Here is a 17,046-nt window from a genome sequence, read left to right as displayed (position 1 = left end):
AACTCACCCGGCGGCAGCGCCGAACCACCTGGGCAGCTGACTGAGCAGCTCCTGCTGATCTTCACCGACCCACGCCACGTGGCCGTCCGGCCGCAGCAGCGCCGCGGGCACGTCCAGCTCCTCGCTGACGTCGACGACGTGGTCGACCCGGTCTGCCCAGCCCGCCACCGAAAGCCGGCCGGTCTGGTCGAGCAGCAGCCCGCGGCCGCCGTGCGTCAGCTCGTAGAGGCGCCCCCGCTTCAGCCCCACGTCCCGCATCCGCCGACCGAGCAGTTCATGCCCCTCGCCGAAGTCGTAGCGGACCCCGATCGCAGTGATCTTCTCGATCACGTACCGGTTCACGTCCTCGATTTCCATCAGTTCCGACAACAGCCGGCGCACCGACCGGGCACCCGGCTCGGGGGACATCAGCTCCATCTGCGCGCGGGTGTTGTCCAGCACGTCGGCGGCCACCGGGTGGCGTTCGGCCTGGTAGCTGTCCAGCAGCCCTTCCGGCGCCCAGCCGTTGACCGCGGCGGCCAGTTTCCAGCCGAGGTTGAACGCGTCCTGGATGCCGAGGTTGAGACCCTGTCCGCCGGTCGGCGGGTGGACGTGCGCCGCGTCGCCCGCCAGCAGCACCCGGTCGACCCGGTAGCGCTCGGCCAGCCTGGTGGCGTCGCCGAAGCGGGAGAGCCAGCGCGGGGAGTGCGCGCCGAAGTCGGTGCCCGCGACGGCCCGCAGCTGCTTCTTGAACTCCTCCAAGGTCGGCGCCGCACGGTCCTCGGACACCCCTTCGGCGGGCACGACGAGGCGGTACATCCCGTTCGGCCCGGGTATGGCGCCGAACCGCATCTGGGTCTTGCGGACTTCGGCCACCACGGCGGCCAGCGTCTCCGGGTCCTCGGTCACCGCCATCTCGCCCAGGAGCGTCTCCACCTTGGCGGGCTCGCCGGGGAAGCCGACACCGAGCAGCTTGCGCACCGTGCTGCGTCCGCCGTCGCAGCCGACGAGGTAGCGCGACCGCAGCCGCGTGCCGTCCGCCAGCTCGGCGGTCACCCCGTCCTCGTCCTGGCTGAGCCCGACCAGTTCGCAGCGGCGCCGGATCTCGGTGCCGAGCTCGATGGCGTGCTCGGTCAGCAGGCGCTCGGTGACGGTCTGCGGGATCGCGAGGACGTACGAATGGGCGGTGTCCAACCGGTCGGGCCAGGTCGTGCCGAGGCCGGCGAAGAATCCCCCGACCGTGAACTGCTTGCCGAGCGGAAGGAACCTCTCCAGCAGGCCGCGCTGGTCCATCACCTCGACGCTGCGTGCGTGCAGGCCGAGCGCGCGGGTCTGCACGGTCGGCTCCGCGTCCCTCTCCAGTACGAGCGCCCGCACGCCCTGCAGCCGCAACTCGGCCGCCAGCATCAGGCCGGTCGGTCCGCAGCCAACAATGATCACGTCAAGCATGAATCCCCCATTTAACAAGATTTCCGGCCAGCCGCTCCGGAACGGAACATGCACTTCGCACATCCCTGTTTCCGCAGGTACTGGCTTCGGTCGACGATTCTGCGCCACGACCCGGGTCTTGCCGCAAGGCCCCCGGTGCGCTATATGTTGAGAGTGGCAAGGAGCGGGTACCCTCCTTGCCTTTTGCTTTTGCCGTCCGCTGCGGACGCCCAAGCACCCCCGGAGCGGTGGCACTTGGCTGCCCCCTCGCACCGCCCGCGTGCCCTACCCCGGCGGCCGTACCGGTGACGCCATGGCCCGTGCCGCCGCGACCTCCTGACGCAGCGGGGCCAGGACCGACTCGTCGTCGCGCGGGAGGTCCGTCCGCACCTCCACCAGCGTGTCGCTCGCCCGCAGCCCCTCGGCCAGCTCACGCAGCTCCCGCGCCACCTCCGCCACTTCCGCCCCACCCGGAGCCTGCGCCCCATGGTTGATCCGGACCCGCGCCGCCGTGGTGGCGTCCACGATCCGCTCGGTCGCGACCACCAGGGGCCACCACGCCGCCGCCCGCGCCCCCGTCGGCGGCGGTTCGGTCAGCGCGCGCTGGAATTCGGAGCGTACGACCGACAGGTCCCGGTAGAGCCGGCGCCGCAGTCGCTGCCGCTGCCGCTCGCCCTGGTGGTCCGGCGGGCCGAACGCGCACTCCACATAGCCCGCCGTGTCCGCCACCGTGTCCGCGAGCCGCGCCCCCACCCGCGTGCTCCAGCTCTCCGGCCACAGCAGGTACCCGGCGACCAGCGAGATGCCGCACCCGATGAGGCTGTCGTACAGGCGCGGCATGACGAGCCCGAACCCCTCGTGGTTCAGAAGGTCGGAGAGCAGCAGGATCACCGGGGTGATCGCGGCCGTCTGGAACGCGTACCCCTTCGCCGTGAACGCCGGAATGAGCGCCGCCAGCACCAGCATCACCGGCACGTCCCACCACCCCCGCTCCAGCTCCGCCAGGATCGCCGCGGCCACCACCAGCCCGAGCGCCGTACCGAACGCCCGCTGCACGGCCCGTGAGAACACCGATCCGAAGTCCGGCTTCAGGACGAACACCACGGTCAGGGCCACCCAGTACGAGCGCGGCACGGCGATCAGCGACACGAGCGCCTGCGCCAGGCCGATGCACAGGGCGAGCCGCAGGCCATAGCGCCAGGACGCCTTGGACAGCAGGACGTTGCGGGTGGCGCGGCGGGCCCGTACGCCGAGCGCGGCGGGCCGGCCGAGCCGGTCGTCGAGGGGGGCGGCGTCGGGGTCGGCGCTGAGCACGACCGCCGCCGCGTGCCGCAGCGCGTGGTCGACGGCGCGCCCGGACTGCGACGTCGGCTCGGGAAGGTGGAGTTCGAGCTCGGAGGCGTCGCCCGTGCGGCCCCGCGCCACGGCGTCGGCCAGCTCTCGTACGGCGGCCGGGATTTCCGGCGGCAGCGGCCGTCGCCGCAGATGTGCGGCGGGCGCCGACTCGACGAGCGGTACGACGACGTTGAGCTGCGCCAGCAGCCGTACGAGCGGACGCCTGCGGCCGTGGTCGCGCGCCCGTCGCGCCAGGACCAGGTCGTACGCCGCGTTCAGGGCCTCGGTGACGGCCTGGCGCCCGGCGTCGTAGGTGTCCGTGTCCCGGCCCGCCGCCTCCAACAGACCGGCCGCTGCCCGGTAGGTGTCCGCCACCGCGTCACGCTCCGGCACCCCGCCCCGCAGCGGCCACGCGACGAGCGTCAGGGCGAGGACGAAGAGGCCGCCCAGGGTGAGCAGCAGCGGCGCCGTCCACCAGGGTTCGGGCATCGGCAGCCCGGCGCCGACGACCGCCTGGAGCAGGAGCAGCAGCCCGGACACGGAAGCGACAGCGCCGATGGTCGAGATCATCCCGGACACGAGCGCGACGAAGGTGAGGACTCCGACGGCGAGCCACCCCTGCCCGTACACGAGCGTGCCCAGAGTGACGCCGATCGCCCCGAAGAGCTGCGGTACGGCGATGTTGAGCAGGCGCATCCGGTACGCGTCGGCGGTGTCGCCGATGACGCCGGACAGTGCCCCCATCGACACGAGGGCCCCGTACTCCGGTTCGTCGACGGCGAACCCGACGGCGAGCGGAGCGGCCATCGCGATCCCGGCCCGGACGACGGCGGCCCACGGCACGGGCGCGGACTGCGGCCGCAGCCCCTGCGTCAGCCATTCGGGCGGCGTCAGCCGGCCCCCTGCTCTCTGCTCAGCCATGACCCCAACAGACCGAAACTGATCTCTCTACGCAAGTCGCCGGGGAACCGCAACCGCAACCGCACCTGCCCTCTCGCCGTCCACAGCCTGTGGACAACTTTTCCGGTGGCGAGTCGATCATGGTCGGCGAGGTCGCCCACGGACCCCGCACCGCCAAGCACACGGCACCGCACAGCTCGCCCCGCACAGCACGCCCCGCACCGGCTCAGCTCTTGTAGTTCTCCACCTCGGCCGCCGGCCGCACCCGCGCCTCGCCCGGGTCCTCACCGAACTCCGACTTCGCGCGCCGCTGACGCAGCAGGTCCCAGCACTGGTCCAGCTGAATCTCCACAGCCCTCAGCCGGGCGCGCTCGGCATCGTCGAGTCCCAGCTTCCGGGTGGAGCGGTCGCGCAGTTCGCGCTCCTCGGCGACCAGATCGGTGATGTTGTCGAGAATCTGCTGGTTGGCGTCTTCCCTGTCTTCCATGTTCTCCATGGCGGACTCGCCTCCGTCTGATCGGTCCCTACCAACCCCAGCACACCTCTAGTCCCTGTGCAGCTCCAGCTCGACGAGCAGCGCCCGGTGGTCGGTGTCCCTGAGCGTGAGGAAGCGTGCCGACCGTACGGAGAAGTCGTCGCTCGCCAGCACGTGGTCGATCTGGGTGCCGATCCGCGCGCCCGTCCACGGCCTGCCCGCGGGCCAGGACGGCGCACGGAACGCCCCGCCGAGCACCGCGCTGTCCCGCAGCCTGCCCGCGTCGAGCACGCGCCGGAAGGCGGCATGGTCCTGGGAGGCGTTGAAGTCGCCCGCGATCAGCGTCGGCCGGTCCCCTCCCCCGGCGGCGTAGTCGCGGATCGCCCCGAGTTCGGCGCCCCACTCCGGCACGGTGCCCGGCACGGGCGGCAGCGGATGGACGAGCTGGAGACGTACGGGACGGTCCTCCACCAGTGCCACGGCGCCCGGCATGGCGAACGTGCCGTCGATCCCGGGCGCGGGCCGCAGTGGGTACTTGCTGAGGATCGCCGAACCCTCGGGCCCGCTCCCCTCGACGACCTTCCGGTACGGGTACGACGCCTCCGGGAGGCCGGCGTCGAGGGCGCGCGCGCAGTCGTGATCGCACTCCTGGACGAAGACGAGACCGGGCTTCTCGCGTGCGACGGCGGCGATCAGGTCCGGAGTGCCGCCGCCGAATTCGACGTTCGAGGTCAGGACGCGGACGCCGGCGACCACGGGGCCGGCGGGCCCGGCATCCTCGCCGGGCCCGTACGGCCGGACGTACCACCCGGTCGCGGCGAGCACGACCATCGCCCACACCAGACCGGGGCGCCAGCGGGCGAGGAGCGAGAGAAGGAGGCCGAGGCCGGCCGGTACGAGCAGCCAGGGCAGGAACGCGAGGAGCTGGGGGACGGGCGTCGGGCCGTCGATGTCGAGGGCCCGGCAGCCGACGACGACGCTGGGCGCGGCGAGGCCGAGCCCGGCTGCCCACGTCAGCAGCCGCTGCCAGGGAGGGCGGCGGTACGGGGGCGGTGACGCGGAGGTCCGCGCGGCCGCGAGCGCGTCTCGGGGACTCCCCAACGAACCAACCAGCCTCTCGCTCGGTCTGCGTGCTCTGCATCTTCCCGTAGGGACGGGGCCGGGCGGAGGCTGGTTGCCCCGGTGTCGGCGGCGGCCGGGGCGCCGACACGCGGTGACGCGGACGGGGGCGGCTACCGGGCCAGGTGCCTGCGGAGCGCGGTGTTGAAGGCGTCGGGGCGTTCCAGGTTGGGGAGATGGGCCGACGCCTCGATGATCGCGAGGGCCGAGCCCGGGATCGCGGCGTGCATCGCCTCGGCGTCCGCCACGGGTGTGTACGTGTCGTCGCGCCCCACGACGACCAGGGTGGGAACGCTCACGCGGGTCAGCAGGTCGCGGTAGTCGGGCCGCTGCGCCCGCCCGCGCAGGGCGGCTGCCGCGCCCTCGGGCGAGGTGGCGGTCATCATGCGGTGGACGTGGGTCGCCGCACCGGTGTTGTACGGGGCGACCATCTTGTCCAGGACCTCGTCGGCGTACCCCTTCATCCCCTCGGCGAGGAGGCGGTCGGCGAGGGCGTTCCGCGACCGCTTCCCGTCCTCCGTCTCGGCGGCGGGGAAGGTGTCGGCGAGGACCAGGCCGGTGACGCGGCCGGGAAAGAGGCGGTAGCACTCCATGACGATCTGGCCGCCCATGGAGAGGCCGCCGAATACGGCGCGCCCGATGCCGAGGTGGTCGAGGAGGGCGGCGATGTCCGCGGCGAAGACGGACAGCGGGGTGGTGCCCGGGACGACATCGCTTTCGCCGTATCCGCGCAGGTCGGGGGCGATCACGCGGTGGGTGGGGGAGAAGGCGGCGATCTGCGGGGCCCACATCGTGCGGTCGAAGGGGTGGCCGTGGACGAGGACGAGGGGCGGTCCGCTGCCCTCGTCGGTGTAGCCGACGGTGATGCCGTTGACGTCTGCTGCGAGCTGTGCGGTTGCCATGACGAGGAGGCTAGGCGCGGTCAACTGCTCGGTGCAATAGGATCTTTGCTCTCGGTGCAATGTCCCAGGGCGGACCACGTACCCCGCGCGGACGACGGCAACGGCAACAGCAACAGCAACAGCGACGGACGGTGGACCGACGTGGCAGAGGACTTCCGACGGGTGGCCGACCAGGTGGCCGCCGAGATCGCCGCGGGCCGGCTGCGCCCCGGCGACCGCCTGCCCACGCAGCGCGCCTTCGCCCGCAGCCGCCGGATCGCGAACTCCACCGCGATCCGGGTGTACGGCGAACTGGTGCGGCGGGGCCTCGCGGTCGGCGAGGTGGGGCGCGGCACGTTCGTACGGGCCGCCCCGGCCTCGCCCGGTCACGCGCTCGCGGAGGAGGCCGCGCCGACGGGGGGCAGGGCGGCGAACGCGGTCAATCTGGAGCTCAACTACCCGGTGGCGGAGGGCCAGTCGGAGCTCATGGCGCAGTCGCTCGCCGGCCTGCTGCGCCCCGACGTACTGGAAGCGGCCACCCGCCCGGCCGCCGCCGACGGCACCCCGGCGGCGCGGGAGGCGGCGGCGTCGCTGCTGGCCAGGGGCGGATGGCGGCCGGACGCCGGGCAGCTGCTCTTCGCGGGCAACGGCCGCCAGGCCATCGCCGCGGCCGTCGCCTCGTTCGTACGCCCGGGAGGCCGGCTCGGCGTCGAGGCGCTGACGTATCCGCTGGTCAAGGCTGTCGCGGAACGGCTCGGGGTGAGCCTGGTCCCGATCGCGGCGGACGCTGACGGGCTGTGTCCGGACGCGCTGTACGCCGCGCACCGCAGCGCGCCGCTCGGTGCTGTGTACGTCCAGCCGACCCTGCACAATCCGACGTCGGTGACGATGAGTGAGGAGCGGCGGGCCCGGCTGGCGCGGGCGTGCGAGGGGTTGGGCATCGGGGTGGTCGAGGACACCACGTGGGCCTTCCTGGCGCCCGAAGCCCCCGCTCCGCTGGCCGCCCACGCGCCCACCCGTACGGTCCTCGTCGACAGCCTCTCCAAGCGCCTCGCACCCGGCCTGACCACCGGCTTCCTGGTCGCCCCCGCCGATCACACCGGCCCGTCGGCCGACGCCCTGCGCTCCGGCGCCTGGACCGCCGCGCGCTTCAATCTGGAGGCCGCCACCCGCTGGATCACGGACGGCACGGTGGTCACGGTCGCCGCCGCCAAGCGCGCGGACACCGCCGCCCGCCACCGGCTCGTCCGGCGCCGGCTCGGCGGCTTCCGGGTCCGCACGGACCCGCGCGCGTACTACTGCTGGTGGGAGCTGCCCGCGCCCTGGCGTACGGACACCTTCGTCGCGGCGGCAGCGGCCCGGGGCATGGCGATCACGCCGGGGCAGGCCTTCGCCGTACCGCCGCACACCGCCCCGGACGCGGTGCGGATCGGCCTGGCGTCGCCCTCGCACGAGGTCCTGTCGTACGCGCTGGAAACGCTCGCGGAGCTGGCGGCGCAAGGCCCGGCGGATGCTCCGGGGACAGCCGGTACTTAGTTCCACTTGCCGACCGCCGCCCGCGGGTGTGACCTGGTAGCGAGGGTGGGGTGTGCGTGCGCGAGTGCGCTGCGGAAGGAGTGCTGCGATGGCTGGACATGCGGCGATCCCGGGCCGTTCCCGCAGGCCGGCGGCCCCGTCTGGGCAGCCGGGACACAGCGGAGCCGACTCCGGATCAGGATCCGGGACCGTACGACGCCGACGGGGAATCGTGCCCGTGGTGCTCGGCCTGGTGTACGGCTTCTACGCGGCCTTCCTCGCCCGCGACGCCGGCGCCATGACCGGCTGGAACGTCGGTTTCGGCTTCCTCTGCGCGGCCGTCCTGGCGGTCCTGTGCTTCCTGCTGGGGCGCACCCAGCACGCGATGATCCCCCTGGTCCGCGCCGCCGCGTACGGGACGCTCTTCGGCGTCGCGATCGGCTTCCTGCACAGCCTGGCGGACAACACCATCCTCGACGCCGCTGTCATCGGAGCCGTGCTCGCGGCCGCCATGACGGCAGCGACGTTCTACATCTTCTACACGCGGGAGTGAGGGCGTGCTGAGAACCTCGGCCGGCCGGGATTCTCAGCCGTAGGACCAAAGAACGATTACTTCCGGCCCCCGGGGCGGTCAACACTGGGTAAGACGATCCGACGACCCCTCGGAGGGGCGGAAGACATGAGTGGACACCCCGGGCCGGAGCTCGCCATCGAGACGGCGGGCCTGGTCAAAGTGTTCGGTGAGAACCGGGCCGTCGACGGCATCGACCTGGCCGTCCCCGCCGGCACCGTGTACGGCGTGCTCGGCCCGAACGGCGCGGGCAAGACCACCGCCGTGAAGATGCTCGCGACGCTGCTGCGCCCCGACGGCGGCGAGGCGCACGTCTTCGGCAAGGACGTGGTGCGGGAAGCCGACGCGGTGCGCGGGCGGGTCAGCCTGACCGGGCAGTACGCGTCGGTCGACGAGGACCTGACCGGCACGGAGAACCTCGTGCTCCTCGGTCGGCTCCTCGGCCACTCCAAGGCCGCGGCGCGCGTCAGGTCGGCGCAGCTTCTGGAGGCGTTCGGGCTCGCGGAGGCGGCCGACCGGCAGGTCAAGAACTTCTCGGGCGGCATGCGGCGCCGTATCGACATCGCGGCGAGCATCCTCAACACGCCCGACCTGCTCTTCCTCGACGAGCCGACGACCGGCCTCGACCCGCGAAGCCGCAACCAGGTGTGGGACATCGTGCGGGCGGTCGTGGCGCAGGGGACAACGGTCCTGCTGACCACGCAGTACCTCGACGAGGCCGACCAGCTGGCGTCCCGTATCGCGGTGATCGACCACGGCAAGGTCATCGCCGAGGGCACGAAGGGCGAGCTCAAGGCGTCGGTCGGCTCGGGCTCCGTACATCTGCGACTGCGCGATCCGGCGCAGCGCCCGGAGGCCGAGCGGGTCCTGCGCAAGGCGCTGAACGTCGCCGTACAGCTGGACGCGGATCCCGTCGCCCTGACCGCGACGGTCAACGGGCACGCGAGTGACCTCGGCGCGGCGGAACAGGCGGCGCGGGCGCTGTCCGAGCTGGCGTCGTCGGGGATCACGGTCGACAACTTCGCGCTGGGCCAGCCGAGCCTGGACGAGGTCTTCCTGGCGCTGACGGACCGGAACAAGAAGACCGGCACTCCCGGCGAGCCGACCGGCGATCCGGCGACCGCCCCGGCCGACGACTCGACGAACGACCCGACGACAGGAGTGCCCGCATGAGCACCGTCGCGACCAAGGACAAGAACCAAGGCCCCGACGAAGTCGCCTTCGAAGCCCCGAGGGCCGAGGAGCTCGCCGCTCTGCTCGTGAGCAAGGACCGCCCGCCGCGTCCGAGCGCGCTTTCCGCGTCCCTGACGTTCGGCTGGCGCGCCATGCTCAAGATCAAGCACGTCCCGGAGCAGCTGTTCGACGTGACGGCCTTCCCGATCATGATGGTGCTGATGTACGCGTACCTCTTCGGCGGGGCGCTGGCGGGATCGGTCGAGGAGTACGTCCAGTTCCTGCTGCCCGGCATCCTCACGATGAGCATCGTGATGATCACGATGTACACGGGCGTCGCCGTCAACACCGACATCACCAAGGGCGTCTTCGACCGCTTCCGTACGCTCCCGATCTGGCGCCCGGCGCCCATGGTCGGCTACCTGCTCGGCGACGTGATCCGCTATCTGATCGCGTCCGCCGTGATGCTGGGGATCGGCATGATCATCGGCTACCGCCCGGAAGGCGGCGCAATCGGCGTCGTGGCCGGTGTGGCGCTGCTGATGGTCTTCTCGTTCGCGTTCTCGTGGATCTGGACCATGTTCGGCCTGCTCCTGCGCACCGAGAAGTCGGTGATGGGCGTCAGCATGATGGTGATCTTCCCGCTGACGTTCCTGAGCAACGTCTTCGTCGACCCGAAGACGATGCCGGGCTGGCTCCAGGCGTTCGTGAACAACAGCCCCGTGACCCATGTGGCGACGGCGGTCCGGGAGCTGATGGCGGGCAACTGGCCGGCCGCCGACATCGGCTGGTCGCTGGCCTGGTCGGCGGTGCTGCTGGTCGTGTTCGGCACGGTGACGATGCGGCTCTACAACCGCAAGTGATCCCCCGGCTCGTACGGGACCACGACGATCTGGTGCTCGTCCTCGTAGACGACCCGCCCCGGATCGGTGGACCGTACGAGTCGGCATTCGACGCCGTGGGCGGCCAGGATCTCCAGATAGCCGCCGACGCGCGCGATCAGCTCCACGGCGGTGGGCTTGAACCAGGCCGCCGCGCCCGGATTGAGGCGCTCGTCGTAGACGGCCGGGTCGACGGTGCTCGGATCGGTGTACGCCGCGTCGTACCAGTCGTTGTTCGTACGCCGCAGCCGCTCCTGAGCGGGGGTCAGCCTGCCCTCCCGCGCAAGGCCGTTGACGAGCCCGAACACTCCGGGGAAGTTGCCCCGCGCCCGTGGGGCCGTTCCCTGGAACCGTATGTACGCGATCGGATCGTGAGCCATCACGGCATCGTAGGCACCGGCACCGGCACCGGCACCGGCACCGGCACCGGCACCGGCACCGGCACCGGCACCGGCACCGGCACCGGCACCGGCACCGGCTCCGCGCTGTCGCGGCCAGGCCGGAGCCGGGGCGGGTACTTCGCGGTGTGGGTCTCCCACGCCGCTTCCTGGCGGCAGCGGCCGCACTGCGCCTCGTCGCCCAGGGGGCGGAAGACGTGTTCGGGGCCGGGCCCCTCGCAGGTGATGAGTGGCCTCGGCAGGCGCTCCGTCTGCGGGGGCAGGCCGGGTGTCCGGCGTACGAGGGCCCGCTCCTGCGGCATCTTCACCGTCAGGCGGTGCCGCAGGAACCCGACGGCGGAACGGACACCGTTCGGCGGCAGAGCGCTGCTCAGTGCGTGACGCAGGTCCGCCGGGCTGATGCCTCTGCGCAGCCAGTCGGCCGCGATCGCGGAGAGCGTACGGGCCTCGCTCTCGCCCAGGTGCAGTTCGCGGCGCGTCCGGCGCAGGGACAGCAGCACGTCCTCGGCGGCGGCACGTTCCGGATCGTCCTGCGGCGGCTCGTGGGGTGGGTGGGGGGTGTTCTCTTCCCCGTTGTTGTCCCCCGAAGGGGAGTCACCGACCGTCTGGGGTGCCGGTTCACCGACCGTCCGCATGTGCGTACTCGGTACGTCGCCGTCGCGGACGGCCGCCGCCTCCTCGGTGGTGAGGTGGACGTTGGCGAGAAGCTGGTCGGTCACCCAGCGGCCGCGCTCGTTCTGGTGACGCCACTCGTGCAGGAACCCGCAGGCGGCCAGGGATTGCTTGACCTTCTGATACGCCCGGCCCTTGATGCCGAGACGTTCGGCGTGCGCGCTGAGGGGCCTGTCGGTCGAGCCCTCGGGGAGCCCCTGTACGTACAGAAGCAAGATCTTCGCGTCGCTGTTCAGACGCGGGTGCTGCACGACGTCGTGCGAAGCCTTCGTATAGCGCCGGAGGGGCGCGATAGCATGCCGAAGCATCCTCGGGACTCCTGTTTCAGTCCTCGATGGTGAAGGTCCTCGGATGGTGTTGGTAGCACCGCCGGGGACCGCCCCGCGTCCGGGCGGACACGAAGCGTGATGACGCGGTTACCGTACAGCACCGGCCCGAACTCCCGCACACGCACAGCGAAATGCCCCCACCCAGGGGGTGAGGGCACTCGTGCCTGCCGCGGTGAGGTCCGGCCACAGGGTCAGCCGGTCCGCAGCTCTGCGAGCTGCCGCGCGAACGGCGTCACCGCTTCGTCAGTGGGACGGCGGGACCGCGCGCGCAGCCCCATCAGCTCCGCCAGCTCGGCTCCCGCCCGCTCGATCCGGCGCGGGAGGTCGTCCGTACGGGCGTCTCCCCGCGAGCCCCAGTCCTCCGAGGCGGCGTACACCGCCGTCGGCACGACCAGGGCCCGCAGGTAGGCGAAGAGGGGACGCACGGCGTGCTCCAGCGCCAGGGAATGGCGGGCCGTGCCCCCGGTCGCGGCGATCAGGACCGGCTTGCCGGCGAGGGCGGTGTTGTCGATCAGGTCGAAGAAGGACTTGAACAGACCGCTGTACGAGGCGGCGAAGACGGGGGTGACGGCGATCAGGCCGTCGGCCTCCGTGACCGCGTCGATCGCATCGGAGAGAGCCGGGCTCGGAAAGCCGGTGACCAGATGGTTCGCGATGGCGGTCGCCAGCTCCCGTACCTCGACGACCCGTACCTCGACGACCCCGACGTCGACCGGGGAGGTCCGCGTCGCCTCCGCCAGCCGGTCCGCGAGGAGCCGGGTCGACGAGGGCACGCTCAGGCCCGCCGATACGACCACGAGCTTCATGCCGTCACCTCTCCCTGTGCGATCGCGGCGGCGACGCGCGCCGCGTGGGTCGGGCCGTCCGGCACCTGGGCCGGGCGGTTCTTGGCGAATTCCCTACGGAGTACCGGCACGACCTCCTCGCCGAGCAGATCGAGCTGTTCCAGCACCGTCTTGAGGGGCAGCCCGGCGTGGTCCATCAGGAACAGCTGACGCTGGTAGTCGCCGAAGCTCTCCCGGAAGGTGAGTGTCTTCTCGATGACCTCCTGCGGCGAGCCGACGGTCAGCGGGGTCTGCTCGGTGAAGTCCTCCAGGGAGGGCCCGTGCCCGTACACCGGCGCGTTGTCGAAGTACGGACGGAACTCGCGCACGGCGTCCTGCGAGTTCTTCCGCATGAACACCTGCCCGCCGAGCCCGACGAACGCCTGGTCCGGAGTGCCGTGCCCGTAGAAGGCGTAACGCTCGCGATAGAGGCTGATCAGCCGGCGGAAGTGGTCCTTCGGCCAGAAGATGTTGTTCGCGAAGAAGCCGTCGCCGTAGTACGCCGCCTGCTCGGCGATCTCCGGGCTGCGGATGGAGCCGTGCCAGACGAATGGCGGTACGCCGTCCAGCGGGCGCGGCGTCGACGTGAAGCCCTGGAGCGCCGTGCGGAACTTGCCCTCCCAGTCGACGACGTCCTTGCGCCACAGCTCGTGCAGCAGGGCGTAGTTCTCGACGGCGAGCGGGATGCCCTGGCGGATGTCCTGGCCGAACCACGGATAGACGGGGCCGGTGTTGCCGCGCCCCATCATCAGGTCGACCCGGCCGTCGGCCAGGTGCTGGAGCATCGCGTAGTCCTCGGCGATCTTCACCGGGTCGTTGGTGGTGATCAGCGTGGTGGACGTGGACAGGATGATGTTCTCGGTGCGGGCGGCGATCCAGCCGAGCATGGTGGTGGGCGAGGACGGGACGAAGGGCGGGTTGTGGTGCTCGCCGGTCGCGAAGACGTCGAGCCCGACCTCCTCGGCCTTGAGTGCGATGGCCGTCATGGCCTTGATGCGCTCGTTCTCCGTCGGCGTCCTGCCGGTGGTCGGGTCGGTCGTCACATCACCGACGCTGAAGATCCCGAACTGCAACGCGCTCACCTCCGAGGTTGTCCTGCGACCTATTGTTGAATATTGAACAATACCCACAACGGCGCATGCCACCGAGGTATTCCAGGCCGAGGCATGCCAGGCGCACGACGGCAGCTGCCGCCGACGCGCACGCCCGTCACCCCGTCACCTCGCCCCGTCAGTCCTCACTCCTCACCCCGTCACCCCCGTGGCCGGAGCGATAGCCTCCTCAGGGGACGACGGGCCGGACGCCCGCATCTCCGGCGTCCTGTCGGGTCCCTTCCCGAGCCCCTTGCCGCGCCCCTTCCCCCGTCCCCGCCGCATGCGCGAAACCAGCGGCTCGGTCCACCGGGCCGCCAGGGGGCCCAGGATGACCAGGATCAGCACGTACGCCGTGGCTATCGGTCCGATCCGCGGCTCCGTCGCCACCGCCAGACCGGCGATCACGATGGAGAACTCGCCCCGCGCCACCAGCGCCCCTCCCGCCCGCAGCCGGCCGCGCGAACCGATGCCGGCCCGCCTCGCGGCGTACCAGCCCGTGACGATCTTCGTGAACGCCGTCACGATCGCCAGCACCAGCGCGGGCAGCAGCACCGGCGGGATGTCCGCCGGAGCCGTCGACAGGCCGAAGAAGACGAAGAAGACGGCCGCGAAGAGATCCCGCAGTGGCGTCAGCAGCTTGTGCGCGCCCTCCGCGACCTCCCCCGACAGCGCGATGCCGACCAGGAACGCCCCCACCGCCGCCGAGACCTGCAGCTGCTGTGCCACACCGGCCACCAGCACCGTCAGCCCCAGCACGACGAGCAGCAGCATCTCCGGGTTGTCCGACGAGACCGCCCGGCTGATCAGGCGCCCGTGTCGCAGCGCGACGTACAGGACCAGCCCGACCGTGCCCAGCGCGATCAGCAGCGCCACGCTGCCGCCCGCCAGGCCGACGCCCGCGACCAGCGCCGTCAGCAGCGGCAGGTAGACCGCCATCGACAGGTCTTCCATCACCAGGACCCCGAGCACGACCGGCGTCTCGCGGTTGCCGAGGCGGCCGAGGTCGGTGAGCACCTTGGCGATGACCCCCGACGACGAGATCCAGGTGACACCCGCCAGCGCGACGGCCGCGACCGGACCCCAGCCCAGGAGAAGCGCGGCCACCGCACCCGGTGTCGCGTTGAGGACGAAGTCGACGGCGCCCGACGGGTATTGCGTCTTCAGGCTGGTGACCAGTTCCGAGGCGCTGTACTCCAGCCCCAGCAGAAGCAGCAGCAGAATGACGCCGATCTCGGCGCCCACGGCCACGAAGTCCTCGCTCGCGGCGAGCGGCAGCAGCCCGCCGTGCCCGAAGGCGAGCCCGGCCAGCAGATAGAGCGGTATGGGGGAGAGGCCCACCCGCCCCGCCAGTCTTCCGATCAGGCCGAGCGCGAGGATGAGCGAGCCGAGTTCGATGAGCAGCGCGGTGGTGTCGTGCACGGCTCAGCCCCCCGCGATGATCTCGACGAGCGCGTCGACGCCCTCGCGCGTCCCGACGGCGACCAGCGTGTCCCCGATGGAGAGACGGAACTCCGGCCCCGGTGACGGCGTCGCGGAGGTCCGCTGGAGTACGGCGACGATCGACGCGCCGGTACGGGTGCGCGCCCGCGTGTCGCCCAGCGGCCGTCCGGCGTACGGCGACTTGCCGGTCACCTGGATGTGCTCGGTGACGAGATCGATCCCGTCGGTGCGTACGGCGTCGATGGGCGCCGTGTCGATCAGGTGGGCCAGGGCCGTGGCCTCGTCGGGCGACATAGGTACGGAGAGCACGCACGCGTCGGGGTCGTCGCGGTCGTAGAAGCCGATGAAGCGCCGGCCGTCCTTGTGCACGACGACCGAGATGTGCTGGCCCAGCTCGGTCGTGAAGTCGTACTGCGTGCCGACTCCCGGCAACGTGGTCCGGCGCGTGCCCATGGTCTGCCTCCCGGTCTGCTGCCCGGCCGCGGCACGTGCGGACTTCCGGGCACGGCGGCCGAAAGGGACAACAGCGCGACCGGCTACTTTGCCTTGGCATTACCCTACTCCGCGCGTGCGCCCGCCTCCTGTCGGACGTAAGCGCATCTCAGAGGCGTGACGAGGGCGGCGGCGCCCCCACCGGGGACGCCGCCGCCCGCTTGCCGCCTCGCAGCTACGCGGAAGCGGGGTCCTCCTCACCGCGCCTGCCGCCCCTGACGCGGCCCGAGCCGACGGCTTCGCCGCCGGCGTCGGACTGCTGCGACTCGGGCCGGCCGGGAGGCGCGGCGACGGGCGGTTCGGACGAGCGGGCGACTTCGGCGCGCACCATGGCGTTCAGGGCGGCGTACGGGTCGATGGGCATGACGAACATCCTTACGGTCGAGGGAGATTCAGCGCCGGTACGGCGACGACGCACGGCCGCCACGGGCCGTGCCGGCCCCCTCAGCAGCGCAGAATCACCGACCGCCGCACCTCGCCCGGCGCCCCCGGCGCCAGGCCGGGCCACACCCGCCGCTGACCGCGCCCGGCACGCCGGTACGCCGCCACCGCCTCCGGAGCCCGCCCCCGGCCGCCACGGAGCAGACGGCCCCGCCGGGCACTGCGGGCGCCCTCACCGCCCCCGCGCACCTCACTGTCGACGGAGTCCGCCTCGCCCCCGGAAGCACCACCGCCACCCATTCCGGAAGGAGCCGCTTCACCGACCGCTCCCCACACCGGCGGCCGCGCCTGCCCGGACGGCCCGCCCTCCCCCAGCAGCACGGCGAAGGCGGCGACGAGCACCAGCAGCGCCATCAGAGTGCCGCTGCGCACCGCGCGCGGGACGTGGCACAAGGCAGGCATGTGCCTCTCGTCCCACGGGCGGGCCGGTTCCTAGCCCTACGGCGCCCAAGTCCCCTCCACCGGGCTAGTGCCGTAAGACTTTCGTCATGGAAATACCGAGGTCGCAGCCGTCTTCCGGGCGTTGAATGGGCACATGAGGCGCACACTCGGCAAGCCCGTGATCATCGGACTTCTGCTGCTCGGCATGCTCGTGGCCGGCGCGGGACTGTACTGGTTCCAGCCGTGGAAGCTGTGGGTGGACGACACGGTCCGGGAAGGACTGCCCGTCCCGGCCCCCGCCGCCACCCCGCCTGACGCCCCCTCCGGCAAGCCCACCCCGTCGGCCCCTCCCACCGCCGTGGCCTCCGGCACGTTGATCAGCCACGAGCACAGCACCAGCGGCACCGTGAAGATCATCCGGCTGCCCGACGGCTCCCGCACCCTGCGTCTGGAGAACCTCGACACGAGCAACGGCCCCGACCTGCGCGTGTGGCTCACCGATGCCCGGGTGAAGGAAGGCAGGGACGGCTGGCACGTGTTCGACGACGGCAAGCACGTCAGCCTGGGCAAGCTCAAGGGCAACAAGGGCGACCAGAACTACGCGCTGCCCGCCGACCTGGACCTCAAGGACCTCACGAGCGTCAGCATCTGGTGCGACCGCTTCGACGTCTCCTTCGGCGCCGCCGAGCTCACCGCCCGCATGTAGCCCCCGGCCGTC

Annotated in this window: 18 protein-coding genes; 5 read left to right on the top strand and 13 right to left on the bottom strand. The window is 71.9% G+C overall.

All coding sequences use genetic code 11. The annotated features are described in order from the left end of the window. Window positions 1-3 precede the first annotated feature (3 nt). From rox to ACWIHY_RS10245, 5 genes are all read right to left on the bottom strand, one after another. Window positions 4-1,428 carry a rifampin monooxygenase gene (gene rox, locus ACWIHY_RS10265; RefSeq protein WP_454375201.1) on the bottom strand — a complete coding sequence of 475 codons (1,425 nt, stop codon included), beginning with the start codon at window positions 1,426-1,428 and terminating at the stop codon, window positions 4-6. A 264-nt stretch (window positions 1,429-1,692) separates the two neighbouring features. Continuing rightward, on the bottom strand, window positions 1,693-3,663 hold the full coding sequence (locus tag ACWIHY_RS10260; protein WP_454375200.1) for an FUSC family protein: 1,971 nt from the start codon (window positions 3,661-3,663) through the stop codon (window positions 1,693-1,695). A gap of 205 nt (window positions 3,664-3,868) precedes the next feature. Then, window positions 3,869-4,138, bottom strand: coding sequence for a DUF2630 family protein (locus tag ACWIHY_RS10255; protein ID WP_454375199.1), 270 nt, complete (start codon window positions 4,136-4,138; stop codon window positions 3,869-3,871). Between the two features lie 48 nt (window positions 4,139-4,186). Next, window positions 4,187-5,218, bottom strand: a complete 1,032-nt coding sequence (locus ACWIHY_RS10250) for an endonuclease/exonuclease/phosphatase family protein (protein WP_454375198.1) — start codon at window positions 5,216-5,218, stop codon at window positions 4,187-4,189. Window positions 5,219-5,349: 131 nt separating this feature from the next. Beyond that, window positions 5,350-6,138 (bottom strand): alpha/beta fold hydrolase, encoded by a 789-nt coding sequence (locus tag ACWIHY_RS10245; protein WP_454375197.1) that lies wholly within the window; start codon window positions 6,136-6,138, stop codon window positions 5,350-5,352. Window positions 6,139-6,279: 141 nt separating this feature from the next. On the opposite strand from ACWIHY_RS10245, the gene ACWIHY_RS10240 reads away from it, so the two are divergent. The 4 genes from ACWIHY_RS10240 to ACWIHY_RS10225 all read left to right on the top strand — a co-directional run bounded on the left by ACWIHY_RS10240 (window position 6,280) and on the right by ACWIHY_RS10225 (window position 10,239). Next, complete coding sequence (locus ACWIHY_RS10240) at window positions 6,280-7,653, top strand: aminotransferase-like domain-containing protein (RefSeq protein WP_454375464.1); 1,374 nt, start codon at window positions 6,280-6,282, stop codon at window positions 7,651-7,653. A gap of 211 nt (window positions 7,654-7,864) precedes the next feature. After that, entirely contained in the window at window positions 7,865-8,185 is a 321-nt protein-coding gene (locus tag ACWIHY_RS10235; protein WP_454375196.1) for a hypothetical protein, read from the top strand. Window positions 8,186-8,311: 126 nt separating this feature from the next. Further along, a complete protein-coding gene (locus ACWIHY_RS10230) occupies window positions 8,312-9,376 on the top strand; it encodes an ATP-binding cassette domain-containing protein (RefSeq protein ID WP_454375195.1) in 1,065 nt (354 codons plus the stop codon). After that, window positions 9,373-10,239: an ABC transporter permease gene (locus ACWIHY_RS10225; RefSeq protein WP_454375194.1), complete on the top strand. Its 867-nt coding sequence runs from the start codon at window positions 9,373-9,375 to the stop codon at window positions 10,237-10,239. Before ACWIHY_RS10230 ends, ACWIHY_RS10225 begins: the two co-directional genes overlap by 4 nt. Here ACWIHY_RS10225 and ACWIHY_RS10220 read toward each other — a convergent pair. From ACWIHY_RS10220 to ACWIHY_RS10185, 8 genes are all read right to left on the bottom strand, one after another. Continuing rightward, window positions 10,224-10,637, bottom strand: a complete 414-nt coding sequence (locus ACWIHY_RS10220) for a hypothetical protein (RefSeq protein WP_454375193.1) — start codon at window positions 10,635-10,637, stop codon at window positions 10,224-10,226. The genes ACWIHY_RS10225 and ACWIHY_RS10220 overlap by 16 nt on opposite strands. Next, complete coding sequence (locus tag ACWIHY_RS10215; RefSeq protein ID WP_454375192.1) at window positions 10,637-11,635, bottom strand: hypothetical protein; 999 nt, start codon at window positions 11,633-11,635, stop codon at window positions 10,637-10,639. The genes ACWIHY_RS10220 and ACWIHY_RS10215 overlap by 1 nt, the downstream gene beginning before the upstream one ends. Window positions 11,636-11,847: 212 nt before the next feature. After that, a complete protein-coding gene (locus ACWIHY_RS10210; RefSeq protein WP_454375191.1) occupies window positions 11,848-12,462 on the bottom strand; it encodes a CE1759 family FMN reductase in 615 nt (204 codons plus the stop codon). Then, entirely contained in the window at window positions 12,459-13,553 is a 1,095-nt protein-coding gene (locus tag ACWIHY_RS10205) for an LLM class flavin-dependent oxidoreductase (protein WP_454375463.1), read from the bottom strand. The genes ACWIHY_RS10210 and ACWIHY_RS10205 overlap by 4 nt, the downstream gene beginning before the upstream one ends. Before the next feature lie 171 nt (window positions 13,554-13,724). Beyond that, window positions 13,725-14,993: a cation:proton antiporter gene (locus ACWIHY_RS10200; RefSeq protein WP_454375190.1), complete on the bottom strand. Its 1,269-nt coding sequence runs from the start codon at window positions 14,991-14,993 to the stop codon at window positions 13,725-13,727. Between the two features lie 3 nt (window positions 14,994-14,996). Then, window positions 14,997-15,467, bottom strand: coding sequence for a cation:proton antiporter regulatory subunit (locus ACWIHY_RS10195; RefSeq protein ID WP_454375189.1), 471 nt, complete (start codon window positions 15,465-15,467; stop codon window positions 14,997-14,999). Between the two features lie 214 nt (window positions 15,468-15,681). Further along, the gene (locus ACWIHY_RS10190; RefSeq protein WP_454375188.1) at window positions 15,682-15,870 is read right to left on the bottom strand and encodes a hypothetical protein; all 189 of its coding nucleotides are present in this window, start codon (window positions 15,868-15,870) and stop codon (window positions 15,682-15,684) included. A gap of 80 nt (window positions 15,871-15,950) precedes the next feature. After that, window positions 15,951-16,349 carry a hypothetical protein gene (locus ACWIHY_RS10185; RefSeq protein WP_454375187.1) on the bottom strand — a complete coding sequence of 133 codons (399 nt, stop codon included), beginning with the start codon at window positions 16,347-16,349 and terminating at the stop codon, window positions 15,951-15,953. A 133-nt stretch (window positions 16,350-16,482) separates the two neighbouring features. Between ACWIHY_RS10185 and ACWIHY_RS10180 the strand changes: the two genes are divergently transcribed. Beyond that, entirely contained in the window at window positions 16,483-17,034 is a 552-nt protein-coding gene (locus ACWIHY_RS10180; protein WP_454375186.1) for a DM13 domain-containing protein, read from the top strand. The last annotated feature ends 12 nt before the right edge of the window (window positions 17,035-17,046 follow it).

It is taken from the genome of Streptomyces sp. NPDC055287 (assembly GCF_053646035.1).
The sequence above is the reverse complement of the archived record's forward strand: the minus strand, read 5'-3'. Positions and strand labels throughout refer to the sequence as shown.

What these genes read in the sequence shown, in the direction of transcription:
- ACWIHY_RS10215 (WP_454375192.1), bottom strand. Translation starts at nt 11,635, where the DNA reads ATGCTTCGGCATGCTATCGCGCCCCTCCGGCGCTATACGAAGGCTTCG.
- ACWIHY_RS10210 (WP_454375191.1), bottom strand. Translation starts at nt 12,462, where the DNA reads ATGAAGCTCGTGGTCGTATCGGCGGGCCTGAGCGTGCCCTCGTCGACC.
- ACWIHY_RS10245 (WP_454375197.1), bottom strand. Translation starts at nt 6,138, where the DNA reads ATGGCAACCGCACAGCTCGCAGCAGACGTCAACGGCATCACCGTCGGC.
- ACWIHY_RS10220 (WP_454375193.1), bottom strand. Translation starts at nt 10,637, where the DNA reads ATGGCTCACGATCCGATCGCGTACATACGGTTCCAGGGAACGGCCCCA.
- ACWIHY_RS10180 (WP_454375186.1), top strand. Translation starts at nt 16,483, where the DNA reads ATGAGGCGCACACTCGGCAAGCCCGTGATCATCGGACTTCTGCTGCTC.
- rox (WP_454375201.1), bottom strand. Translation starts at nt 1,428, where the DNA reads ATGCTTGACGTGATCATTGTTGGCTGCGGACCGACCGGCCTGATGCTG.
- ACWIHY_RS10190 (WP_454375188.1), bottom strand. Translation starts at nt 15,870, where the DNA reads ATGCCCATCGACCCGTACGCCGCCCTGAACGCCATGGTGCGCGCCGAA.
- ACWIHY_RS10260 (WP_454375200.1), bottom strand. Translation starts at nt 3,663, where the DNA reads ATGGCTGAGCAGAGAGCAGGGGGCCGGCTGACGCCGCCCGAATGGCTG.
- ACWIHY_RS10185 (WP_454375187.1), bottom strand. Translation starts at nt 16,349, where the DNA reads ATGCCTGCCTTGTGCCACGTCCCGCGCGCGGTGCGCAGCGGCACTCTG.
- ACWIHY_RS10195 (WP_454375189.1), bottom strand. Translation starts at nt 15,467, where the DNA reads ATGGGCACGCGCCGGACCACGTTGCCGGGAGTCGGCACGCAGTACGAC.
- ACWIHY_RS10225 (WP_454375194.1), top strand. Translation starts at nt 9,373, where the DNA reads ATGAGCACCGTCGCGACCAAGGACAAGAACCAAGGCCCCGACGAAGTC.
- ACWIHY_RS10230 (WP_454375195.1), top strand. Translation starts at nt 8,312, where the DNA reads ATGAGTGGACACCCCGGGCCGGAGCTCGCCATCGAGACGGCGGGCCTG.
- ACWIHY_RS10255 (WP_454375199.1), bottom strand. Translation starts at nt 4,138, where the DNA reads ATGGAGAACATGGAAGACAGGGAAGACGCCAACCAGCAGATTCTCGAC.